This is a genomic window from Flavobacterium sp. UBA7680 (genome assembly GCF_002482975.1).
Lineage (GTDB): Bacteria > Bacteroidota > Bacteroidia > Flavobacteriales > Flavobacteriaceae > Flavobacterium.
Genome location: NZ_DLHA01000031.1, coordinates 138,247 through 148,909, shown reverse-complemented (window position 1 = coordinate 148,909; position 10,663 = coordinate 138,247). Strand labels below are relative to the sequence as shown.

Below are 10,663 nucleotides of genomic sequence, written 5' to 3'. Positions count from 1 at the left end.
ATTTTTTGTTTTTAAATAAGATAAATATTTAGGCTTTTTCAATTAAAATACTCACAGCGTTTCCGCCAAAACCTACTGCATTAACTAAAACCCTTTTAATTGATTTGTCTTGCTTTTTTGATTCCGAAAAAGGCGTTTCTATAAAAGTATCATTCTGCAGCATTAAAAGTGCTAATTCTAAACTCAACATTCCAGATGCTCCAAAAGTATGCCCTATCTTCCATTTATTAGTCGTTAATAAAGGCAAATTAGACCCAAACACTTTTTCAATTGCACGTAATTCTGTTAAATCTCCTTTTATAGTTCCGGGCGCATGCATCACAATCGCATCAACACTTTCTAAATCAATATCTTTTAAAGCCATTTTCATCGATTTTTGAAAACAGTCTGCTTCTGCAGAAATTGAAATATTATGTTCCAAAATTTCAGTCGCATAACCAACACCAATCACATAAGCGATTGCATTTTCTTTTTCTCGCGCTTCTAAACAACAAACTGCTGCGCCTTCACCCAGAATCATTGTGTTTTGTGTTTTTTTGAAATCAAAAGCCAAATTGGGCCACAAATCAATATTCTGATCAATCCGCGAATAAATTTTCAAAGCCCGCATTTGTCCAATGGTAAAATCGGTTAAAGGAGCTTCACTTCCTCCAACCAAAAACTTATCTGCCATTCCGGATTTTAACCATGCAACTCCGTTTAAAAGTGCATGAAGTGCAGTTGAACAGGTAATGGAATGAGAAATTTCAGGCCCCACACTATGCAAATCATGCGCAATCCAAGACGAAATATTTCCTAAAGTTGTTGTTGGTGATGCTAAAGTTTGAGCTTTTCCAGTTTCAAGATATTCCTTATAATGTTTTTCGAATAAATCTGTAGCACCTCTAGAAGATCCAATATTGATTCCGAAAATATCATTTGAATTCCAGCCTGCATTTTCAACTGCTTTTCGCGAAGCGGCTAAAGCAAACAAAACAGAATCATCTAAAAATTTATACTTAATATCAGATTCACGGATTTCGGCAATAATCTGTTTTGAATCAATATCCAGAGCAGCAACAGAGGTTTCTTGGTGATCCAAAAACTGTTTCGTAAAACAATGTTTATTATCAAGATATTTTTCCCAAACTTGATCAGCATTATTCCCTAATGGAGAAATTGATGAGAAAGCGGTTATGGCAATTTTTGGTGTATTCACAATAGTTTATTTATCACAAAGGTCTATAAAAAATAGCACACTGATGACACGGGTTGAACAGATTTACACGGAGAAAACAATTAATCTGTGTTCATCAGTTTGATCCGTTAAATCTGTGGGCAAAATTATACCATTTCAATGGCTTCTTCAATTGTAGTGTATACTTTATGAAGTTGTTCATCGGTCATTATATACGGCGGTAAAATATAAACGATATTCCCAACGGGGCGCAAAACAACTCCTTTATCAATAAAGAAATTATACAACTTTGTCCGCATTGATCCGTAATAACTTTCTTCTGAATCTGATTTTATTTCAACAGCAAAAATAACTCCCAAAGTTCTGGCAGTAATTACTTTCGGATGATTCTCGATCTTCTTTTGAAAGTTTAAATGACTTGCATTTATTCTTTCAATATTTTGCTGCATTTCTGTTGTCTGCAATAAATCTATACTAGCTAAAGCTGCTGCACAACCCGTTGGATTTGCTGTAAATGTATGTCCGTGAAATAAGGCTTTATTAATATCATCATCATAAAATGCATCAAAAATATCCTGAGTAAAAGTTGTAATCGCCATTGGGATTGTTCCTCCGGTTAACGCTTTCGAAAGACAAATCATATCCGGTTCTTCTGAAACATAATCCATCGCGAAAGTTTTTCCGGTTTTTCCAAAACCCGTCATTACTTCATCCGCAATTGTTAGGACTTTATTTCCTGCACAAATCTGAATCAATTTTTCTAAAGCTTCCGGTTCATACATTACCATTCCTGCTGCTCCCTGGACTAAAGGTTCAAAAATAAATCCGGCACAATTATGTTTTTTAATTGCATTTTCTAAAGCATCAAAGCTTGCCTGCTCCTGTCCTTTTATTGGAACCGGAATTCGAACTACATCTATAAACATACCTTGAAAAGCTTGTGTATAAAATGAAATTCCGCTTGCCGCCATCGCCGCAAAAGTATCTCCGTGAAAAGCATTTTCAAAAGCAATAATCGTTGTTCGCTTTTCATTTTTATTAAAGAAATATTGTAGCGCCACTTTTATCGCTACTTCAACCGCCGTAGAGCCATTATCTGAAAAGAAAATCTTCTGCTGATTTTTCGGAAGAATTTCCATTAATCTTTCAGCAACCTTTACTGCCGGTTCATGTGTAAAACCACCAAACAAAACATGTTCTAAAGTCGTCAACTGTTTGTAAATAGCATCGGCAATAAATTTATTACTATGTCCAAATGGGTTTACCCACCAGGAAGCAATTGCATCGATGTATTCTTTGTTATTTTCATCCCAAAGTAATGCACCTTCTGCTCGAGTAATTGCAATTGGCGTTTGTGAAGTTTTATGCTGTGTATAAGGATGCCAAAGGTATTGGCGGTCTTTTTTTGTTAAGCTCATTTTTAAGAAAATAGAAGAAAGAGAATAGAAAAAAGACTAAACTCAATTGTTTAAGCAAAGATAGGAAAGTCTATTTTCTTTATTCTATAATCTTTACGCTATAAATTAAGCAAATTATCTCTAAATAAATCAGCATACTCTTTAATTACATTTTGATCGAAATAGGGTTCTTCGTCAATTCTTCCGATATAATTTATTCCGGTTTTATTCAGAATTAAACTTTCTGTTGATTTGTTTTCGCTTCCGCTGAAGATAATTCCGGCGACTTTAAATCCGCGATTCTGAATTGCTTCAATCGTTAATAAAGTGTGATTGATACTTCCCAGATAATGTCTTGAAACAACAACAATTTTATAATCTGGTTTTATTAGATCAATGATTGTTTCTTTATCATTTAAGGGAACAAAAATTCCTCCAGCGCCTTCAATAACTAAATGTTTATTTGTTTTTGGTTCGTGAATTTGACTTAACTCAATTCTTAATCCATCAATTTCTGCGGCCAAATGTGGACTTGCCGGTGTATTTAACTTATAACTGTTCTCAAAAATTTGAGTTTTTTTATTAGAAATTCGGGATTGAATTTTATGACTATCAGAATTATCTAAATCTCCAGCCTGTATAGGTTTCCAATAATCAGCTTCTAAAGCTTCGACAATAATCGAAGAAGCGATTGTTTTACCAACATCAGTCGAAATTCCTGTTACGAATATTTTCATAGGTTTGTTGTTTCGCAGAGATACACAAAGAACCACGAAGATTTACAAAGTTATTTTTATACTTTGCGCTATTTTGTGTTTTTCTTTGTGTATCTCTGTGTAATAATTTCCTCAAAAATACCAATAAAAATAAACCCATCATTACGATGGGTTCTGTTTATTATTCTTCTTTTAATTCGTCAATTACTTTTCTTATTTCACTGGCGAATTTTCCATAAAATTTCTGAACCCACCATTCTAAAGAAATCCCCATAGAAAGTACTCCAAAAACAACAACCAAAAAGAATCCAACTAATTGTCCATTTGAAAATTCATGATCAAAAAATCCCGGAATTTTTGAAAATGCATAATAATAAATTCCCAAAAGATATAAAACCAAAAACGGCGTTAAGGCAAAACCAAATGTTTTGTACAATTCCATATTCAATCGTATGTCAAAATAAGTTTCATACAAACTGTCTTTTGTTGTTAAAGTGGTGTTATTTAATCTTTTATAAAAGAAATAAAGCTTTAATAAATAATAAACACAAACGGCCACAAAAAGACTAAAAAGTAGATAATAAAAAAAAGTCCATTTTGGCGGCAGATTTGCAATTAAAGGAACTGTACCAATGAAAACTATGGACAGGATTTGATAATAAAATTCTGTTTTTAGATTTTTTTTGATTTTATCCAAAGGTGTATTTGCCGATTGTATTTTTTCTAAATTGTGAGGAACAACAACGTTTTTTGGTTTATCGTTATTCCATGCGTTTTGTATTTCATCAAAATCCATATCCTTGGTTTTTAATTATTTCTTTTAATTTTTCTTTTGCCCTGTTCAGTTTTACTCTGGCATTTCCTTCAGATATTCCGAGGTTTTCTCCAATTTCTTTATGTGAAAATCCTTCTAACTGATAAAAAATAATGGCTTTGTCGATTTTCTCCAGTTTTTGAACTGCTTTGTAAAAGTGTTCTATTTGGTTTTCTTTAATTTGAGAATCGCCTTCTTCTTCTTTTACATTTTCTGAAGCGATTTCATATTTATCAAGTTTTCGTTTTTCTTTCTTCAGGAAAACAATTGCCGTATTTACAGCAACGCGATACATCCAAGTCGAAAACTGACTTTCATTTCTAAAAGAATCATATGATTTCCAGAGCTGACAAATAATTTCCTGAAATAAATCCTGCTGATCGTCATGTGTATCCATGTACATTTTAGAAACTTTGTACAAAATTCCTTTATGACTTTCAATCCGATTTAAAAACTCTTGTTCCCTTTCTTTCAAAATCTATTAATTCAGAATTGGTTTCACCTTGTAACCTGCTTTTCTTAATAAATTAATAACTCCAAATTCTCCTGCTAAATGTGCTGATCCAACGGCAAAAAAGATACTTTTCTTCTTCATCAATTCGGGCATATTTTTTACCCAGTTTAAATTTCTTTCGTCCAGAATAATCTTTTTGGTCTTTTCGCTTGTATACTTTTTATCTGTTGTAAAATCATACATTAAATCAATATTCTCGGTTTTATAAGCGGAAACTAATTTAGCCGATTCTTCAGGAGTCGATTCTTCTAACATTGAAATCATTTCATCAGTAGAATATGCTTTATCAAACATTCCGAATTGTTCCTTTACAGTTTCAAGCCCGCCAATTTCAATAGTTCTTTTTTTAGCCTGCTCAATAAATTCCATTTCGTAGAATTTTAAATCGGCACAGCCAAAACTTTTCATTGAAATCAAACTCATTACAGTCAGCAAACTAAAGCTGTCAACTTGCTGCACGGTCATTCCGGTAGTTTTTTTGAGAATTGCATCTAATTTTGTCAGCTGTTCCGGGTTCAGTTTTTTGCTTAAAGGTTCTTTTCCCATTGCCAATTGCTGCATTTCTGACATTTCTTTTGGATCAGAAAAGTTGATTTCTAGTATTAGTTTTTCTGAAGATTCTAAGGCTTTTTTAGTTTTTTCAGTTAGAAAATAATCTGATGAACAAATCATGTGAATCGTTCCGTATAAATAAGAAGGTTTAGAAAGTCCGTTTCCGGAAACTTCCCATAAAAGAGAATTTTCTAATTTAGGAGATTTGGTTTGAGCTTGTGATTTTATGCTAAAAACAACTAATATAAATGCTATAAATAAATGGAATACTTTTTTCATTTTGAGGGTTGATTAAGTTAATGACTAAAACTCATTTTGTAATTACGAGTTGTAAGTATAGGAATAGTCAAAACGTTACAGATAAATATTAAAAATTATTTTAGCCTGCTGATAAAATGCAAGATTTCGTTAACCAAATGTCACCCTGAGCGGAGTCGAAGGGCTCGCTAACTAAAAATGGGCTTCGACTTCGCTCAGCCTGACAACTACATCTTAAAATATAAAATCCCGCAAAAGTTCTAATACGGAACTAATTTCTTCTTCGGAATTGTAACTGTGAATGCAAAAACGTAAACGTTCCTGACCTTCAGGAACGGTTGGAGAAAGTATTGGTTTTACATCAAAACCTTTGTCCTGTAATTGCTGGGCTAATTTCTTGACATTTTCATTTCCCTGAACAATGGCAGATTGAATTGCTGATTTGCTTCGAACAAACATTGGTTTTAAGCCTAATAAGTTTTTTTGCTGATTGAAGAAAACAATATTTTGGCGTAACTTTTCGATCGCTTCTTTTTCAGTTTCCAGTTGTTGATATGCCGTTAAAATTGTTGCAACAGAATGTGGAGATAATCCTGTAGTATAAATAAAACTTCGGGCAAAGTTTATTAGATATTCTTTCAGTTCAGGGCTTCCAAGTAGAACTGCGCCATGACAACCTAAACCTTTTCCAAAAGTCATGATTCGGGCAAAAATTCTGTTGTGTAATTCCAAATATTGAAGAAGACCTTCTCCTTTATCTCCAAAAACACCCAAAGTATGGGCTTCATCAACTACCAAATAACAGTTGTATTTTTCAGAGAGTTTTACTAATTCTTCTAAGTTCGGACTGTCGCCATCCATAGAAAAAACAGTTTCGGTAACGATGTAAATATTTGTATCTGGAAATTTTAGAATAAGTCGTTCTAAATCTTCAAAATCATTATGGTTGAATTTGTATGATTTTGCGTTTGACATTACAATTCCATCCCGAATGGAAGCGTGACTTAACTCATCATACAAAATAACATCATTTCTTTGCGGTACAGCACTAAAAAAACCCAAATTGGCATCATAACCCGAATTAAAAATTAAAGCGGCTTCTGCGTCATGAAATTGCGCAATAAAGTTTTCTGCAATATGATATAAAGAATGGTTTCCCGAAATTAATCTTGAACCTGTAGCTCCGTTTTGAAAAATTTCATTTTCATGCAGATAAGCATGTGTCAATTTAAAAATTGATTCGGATTTTGAAAATCCAATATAATCGTTAGAAGAAAAATCAATCAGATTATTAAACACAGGAAGTTTGCGAAACGAGTTATTCTGCTTTCGGTTTTCAAGTTTCTGATTAAGGTTTTCAGGTAATTTCATAAAAACAAAGTTATGAAATTGAAACTTGATATAAACAAACAGCGGGTTTTTCATATTTCCCGCTGTTCTTTAGTGTATTCTAAATGACACTTATAAAAGGCGATTGCCTGCTATAATTTGATCCGGTCATTTCTTTAACCATAAATTCGGCAATATCAAATGCACTGATTTTGTCACCTAAACAATCTTCAAGATTAACTGCTATATCAGAACTATTATCTGTGAATTCAATAAAAGGAACACGAACCTGCGTCCAGTTTGCATCACTTTCGACTAAAAGATTATAAGCTTTTTGGCGATCTTCCTGAATTACAGGAAAATTGGTTTTCATCCAATCTGTTGCCATTATTGTTTTTTCACTTTTTTTATCGAATGGAGTATCAATATTAAGACCCGCAAGAAGAACGTAGCATTCAATTCCGTATTCATTCATTGCTTTTAAGACATTATTTGTTACGGCACTTGCAACCAAAGGTTCGTCTTTTCTCTGGCCAATTGTGCTTACAACAGCTTGACAGTCTTTCAACAATAATTTTATGGATTCAAAATCAAGAGCATCACCTTGAATAATTTCAATATTGGGATTTTGAATTTCGAAATTTTCGGGATTTCTTAATAAAAGTTTTAAACTAAATCCTTCTTTTAATAACTGGTTTACAAGATATTTTCCAGTTCTTCCGCCGCCGCCCAGAACAGCGACTTTTGATATATTTTTCATATGTAATTTTTATAAAATTTGACATAAATAATTTACGCTTTATCAAATCGATAAAACGAAAACATAAAAGCTTACTGAGCCTTTATAATTGAATCAATATTTTATAAAGAGATTTTAATACTTCAAAAGTAATCAATTACAGGAAATAAAAAAAAGCCAAACAATACGACTTAGCTATATCATTTATTTTGAAATACTCAATTACCTAGTCTCAACATAGATATTATTGTTAATTAAAACATTAATATTTCTAATTTTCAAATTACAAACTGATTCTCAGTAATTTGTATATTGCATTAAAAACGAAAAGAATGAAGATCATTTGTAAAAACTGTGAAACACCTAATTATCCAAATTTTAATTATTGTCCTGAATGCAGTCAAAAAGTTAATTTGCATCGTATAAGTCCGCACGAGGTTTTTCATGAAGCTGTTCATTATTTTACACATGCCGACAAAGGCATTTTTCAACTCATTAGGGATTTGGCTTTAAAAAGTGGAGTTGTAGCTAAGGAATACATCAATGGTAAAAGAAAAAAGTACTTTCCTCCACTTAATTTTTTCTTATTGGTTGCCGCCGTCTTTGTTTTCATTTCCAATATTCCAAAAGAAACACCTCCTATCAACATCCAAAAAGAAAATCAGGAACTTAAAGCTATTTCAGATCCTATTCAAAAAGAAAAAGTCATACATGTTTATGAACGAAAAGAAAAAATGATTCATTTCATGAAAAAGTATTCTAATTTAATGGCAATGATGGCTTTACCTCTTACTACATTTTTTTTCTGGCTGTTTTATAAAAAACAGAATTACAACTATACAGAACATCTAGTCGCAGGCATGTACATGCTGGGGTTTTGTATATTAGTGAATACCCTATTAATTTTACCGATTTCTTTATTATTTCACTTATCGTCTAATTATCAGGCTTTGCTTTTTCTACTCTTTCAGCTCTTTTACTTTACGATCTTTTATTACAAGTTTTTAAATAAAAGTACCAAACTACAATTACTAAAAGCATTTTCTGTAAGTGTTTTCGGGATTATCTCTTGGGGAATTATCTCAGGGTTTACTGTAAATGCTTATGTTTCCACTGGTTTTTGGGGAATAATACAATAATAGAAAATCGTCAATCTAAACGAAAACAAAAAAGCCAAACATTTCTGTTTGGCTTTCGAAATATTATAGATTTTCTTTTTCTATCCATTTAAAATTTCCTCTTTCAGTAGCATCTAGTAAATTAACTTCCAATCCATTTGCCATTTTAGACGCTAAATTAAAAGCAGACAGAGAATTAAAATGAACAGAGACAGATTTTTTCTTGGTTTCTGATAACCAGATTTGAACTTCAAAATCTCGATCTGAATGATTTTTATATACAGATACATATTGTATTTCCTTAAAAAGAATGTCTTTGCATAAAGGAATATTAAATAAAGTAAAATTGAAACGAACATTTTTCTTCGCAGAATTTGTATATACTTTTTTAGTAAAAGTCAATCCGGCAGCACAGACAAACATAAAAAAGACTGCTAAAGTAAATTTTAAACCATTCATAATCCTGCCTGTATAAAAAAGATCAAACATTTTAAGCGACATAGAAATGGTAAAATAATATAGTGGCGCTGCCAAAAGAAAATGCCAAAAAGGTCTTTCTGACATATAAACTAATTTATCTAATTGTTGATGTTTCATATATCAAAAATAAAAAAAGCCACTCACTATGTGAATGGCTTTTTTAAGATTATTTTGAAATTGTTATTAGTCTACTAAAACAATTATCTTGTTATCTTTCATTTCGATTGTTCCTGACGTAATATCTAATGTATAGGTTTGGTCATTCACTTTCGTAAATTTATTTGCTACCTCTTTAGAAAAATCAAAGCTTGCCGCTGCAATTTTAATAGTTCCTTTTTCTAGAATAGAAACAATAGGAGCGTGATTATTCAAAATCTGAAAGCTTCCATCAACTCCCGGAAGTGTAACCGAAGTTACTTCTCCTGAAAATAATTTTGCCTCTGGTGATACTATTTCTAAAATCATAACTTTTTTTTAAATTCCAAATTATAAAATTCCAAATCCCAATTTTGGAATTTGGAATTTTTATTTTTTGATGTTTATCAAGCTATGCTTGATTATGCTTCTGCTAACATTTTTTCTCCAGCTTCAATAGCATCCTGAATAGATCCTTTTAAGTTGAAAGCTGCTTCTGGAAGGTGATCTAATTCACCATCGATAATCATGTTGAAACCTTTGATAGTATCTTTAATATCTACTAAAACTCCAGGAATACCTGTAAATTGCTCTGCTACGTGGAACGGCTGAGACAAGAAACGTTGTACACGACGAGCTCTTGATACAGAAAGTTTATCTTCTTCTGATAATTCTTCCATACCTAAGATCGCGATAATATCTTGAAGTTGTTTGTATTTTTGTAGAATTTCTTTAACTCTTTGTGCACAGTCGTAGTGCTCGTTTCCTAAAATTTGAGGAGTCAAAATTCTTGAAGTAGAATCTAACGGGTCAACCGCTGGATAAATACCTAGCTCAGCAATTTTACGAGACAATACTGTTGTTGCATCTAAGTGGGCGAAAGTTGTAGCCGGCGCCGGGTCAGTTAAGTCATCCGCAGGAACGTAAACCGCTTGTACAGATGTAATAGATCCTTTGTTTGTAGATGTAATACGCTCTTGCATAGCTCCCATCTCTGTTGCCAAAGTTGGTTGGTATCCTACTGCAGAAGGCATACGACCTAAAAGTGCCGATACCTCAGAACCTGCTTGTGTAAAACGGAAGATATTATCTACGAAGAATAATACATCTTTACCTTGATCAGATCCAGCTCCATCACGGAAATACTCAGCGATAGATAATCCTGAAAGTGCCACACGTGCACGAGCTCCAGGTGGCTCATTCATTTGTCCGAAAACGAAAGTAGCTTTAGACTCTCTCATTCCTGGCATATCTACTTTAGATAAATCCCATCCTCCATTTTCCATAGAGTGCATGAAATCATCACCGTATTTAATAATTCCTGACTCTAACATCTCACGAAGCAAGTCATTTCCTTCACGTGTTCTTTCTCCTACTCCTGCGAATACTGAAAGTCCACCGTGACCTTTCGCGATATTGTTGATCAACTCCTGA

Annotated in this window: 12 protein-coding genes; 1 reads left to right on the top strand and 11 read right to left on the bottom strand. The window is 32.8% G+C overall.

Features of this window, described 5'->3' with window-relative positions:
• Positions 1-28: 28 nt before the first annotated feature.
• From B3C18_RS14050 to B3C18_RS14015, 8 genes are all read right to left on the bottom strand, one after another.
• Positions 29-1,198, bottom strand: coding sequence for a beta-ketoacyl synthase N-terminal-like domain-containing protein (locus B3C18_RS14050; RefSeq protein WP_291147823.1), 1,170 nt, complete (start codon positions 1,196-1,198; stop codon positions 29-31).
• A 125-nt stretch (positions 1,199-1,323) separates the two neighbouring features.
• Positions 1,324-2,595 (bottom strand): adenosylmethionine--8-amino-7-oxononanoate transaminase, encoded by a 1,272-nt coding sequence (bioA, locus tag B3C18_RS14045; RefSeq protein WP_291147821.1) that lies wholly within the window; start codon positions 2,593-2,595, stop codon positions 1,324-1,326.
• A 98-nt stretch (positions 2,596-2,693) separates the two neighbouring features.
• On the bottom strand, positions 2,694-3,311 hold the full coding sequence (bioD, locus tag B3C18_RS14040; protein ID WP_291147818.1) for a dethiobiotin synthase: 618 nt from the start codon (positions 3,309-3,311) through the stop codon (positions 2,694-2,696).
• 160 nt (positions 3,312-3,471) lie between these two features.
• A complete protein-coding gene (locus B3C18_RS14035) occupies positions 3,472-4,086 on the bottom strand; it encodes a hypothetical protein (protein WP_291147816.1) in 615 nt (204 codons plus the stop codon).
• Entirely contained in the window at positions 4,076-4,579 is a 504-nt protein-coding gene (locus B3C18_RS14030) for an RNA polymerase sigma factor (RefSeq protein WP_291147814.1), read from the bottom strand. Before B3C18_RS14030 ends, B3C18_RS14035 begins: the two co-directional genes overlap by 11 nt.
• 6 nt (positions 4,580-4,585) lie before the next feature.
• Complete coding sequence (locus tag B3C18_RS14025) at positions 4,586-5,449, bottom strand: TraB/GumN family protein (protein ID WP_291147812.1); 864 nt, start codon at positions 5,447-5,449, stop codon at positions 4,586-4,588.
• A gap of 213 nt (positions 5,450-5,662) precedes the next feature.
• Positions 5,663-6,799, bottom strand: a complete 1,137-nt coding sequence (locus tag B3C18_RS14020; protein WP_291147810.1) for an aminotransferase class I/II-fold pyridoxal phosphate-dependent enzyme — start codon at positions 6,797-6,799, stop codon at positions 5,663-5,665.
• A gap of 79 nt (positions 6,800-6,878) precedes the next feature.
• Entirely contained in the window at positions 6,879-7,517 is a 639-nt protein-coding gene (locus B3C18_RS14015; protein WP_291147808.1) for an NAD(P)-dependent oxidoreductase, read from the bottom strand.
• A 311-nt stretch (positions 7,518-7,828) separates the two neighbouring features.
• Between B3C18_RS14015 and B3C18_RS14010 the strand changes: the two genes are divergently transcribed.
• Positions 7,829-8,635 (top strand): DUF3667 domain-containing protein, encoded by an 807-nt coding sequence (locus tag B3C18_RS14010; protein WP_291147806.1) that lies wholly within the window; start codon positions 7,829-7,831, stop codon positions 8,633-8,635.
• A gap of 63 nt (positions 8,636-8,698) precedes the next feature.
• On the opposite strand, the gene B3C18_RS14005 is transcribed toward B3C18_RS14010, so the two are convergent.
• The 3 genes from B3C18_RS14005 to atpD all read right to left on the bottom strand — a co-directional run.
• The gene (locus B3C18_RS14005) at positions 8,699-9,211 is read right to left on the bottom strand and encodes a hypothetical protein (RefSeq protein ID WP_291147804.1); all 513 of its coding nucleotides are present in this window, start codon (positions 9,209-9,211) and stop codon (positions 8,699-8,701) included.
• A 66-nt stretch (positions 9,212-9,277) separates the two neighbouring features.
• Positions 9,278-9,559, bottom strand: a complete 282-nt coding sequence (locus B3C18_RS14000; RefSeq protein ID WP_291147802.1) for a F0F1 ATP synthase subunit epsilon — start codon at positions 9,557-9,559, stop codon at positions 9,278-9,280.
• Positions 9,560-9,651: 92 nt separating this feature from the next.
• Positions 9,652-10,663, bottom strand: a 1,012-nt coding sequence (gene atpD, locus B3C18_RS13995; RefSeq protein ID WP_291147800.1) for a F0F1 ATP synthase subunit beta, incomplete at its 5' end; no start/stop codon positions are given.

What these genes read in the sequence shown, in the direction of transcription:
- bioA (WP_291147821.1), bottom strand. Translation starts at nt 2,595, where the DNA reads ATGAGCTTAACAAAAAAAGACCGCCAATACCTTTGGCATCCTTATACA.
- bioD (WP_291147818.1), bottom strand. Translation starts at nt 3,311, where the DNA reads ATGAAAATATTCGTAACAGGAATTTCGACTGATGTTGGTAAAACAATC.
- B3C18_RS14035 (WP_291147816.1), bottom strand. Translation starts at nt 4,086, where the DNA reads ATGGATTTTGATGAAATACAAAACGCATGGAATAACGATAAACCAAAA.
- B3C18_RS14025 (WP_291147812.1), bottom strand. Translation starts at nt 5,449, where the DNA reads ATGAAAAAAGTATTCCATTTATTTATAGCATTTATATTAGTTGTTTTT.
- B3C18_RS14020 (WP_291147810.1), bottom strand. Translation starts at nt 6,799, where the DNA reads ATGAAATTACCTGAAAACCTTAATCAGAAACTTGAAAACCGAAAGCAG.
- B3C18_RS14015 (WP_291147808.1), bottom strand. Translation starts at nt 7,517, where the DNA reads ATGAAAAATATATCAAAAGTCGCTGTTCTGGGCGGCGGCGGAAGAACT.
- B3C18_RS14010 (WP_291147806.1), top strand. Translation starts at nt 7,829, where the DNA reads ATGAAGATCATTTGTAAAAACTGTGAAACACCTAATTATCCAAATTTT.
- B3C18_RS14005 (WP_291147804.1), bottom strand. Translation starts at nt 9,211, where the DNA reads ATGAAACATCAACAATTAGATAAATTAGTTTATATGTCAGAAAGACCT.
- B3C18_RS14000 (WP_291147802.1), bottom strand. Translation starts at nt 9,559, where the DNA reads ATGATTTTAGAAATAGTATCACCAGAGGCAAAATTATTTTCAGGAGAA.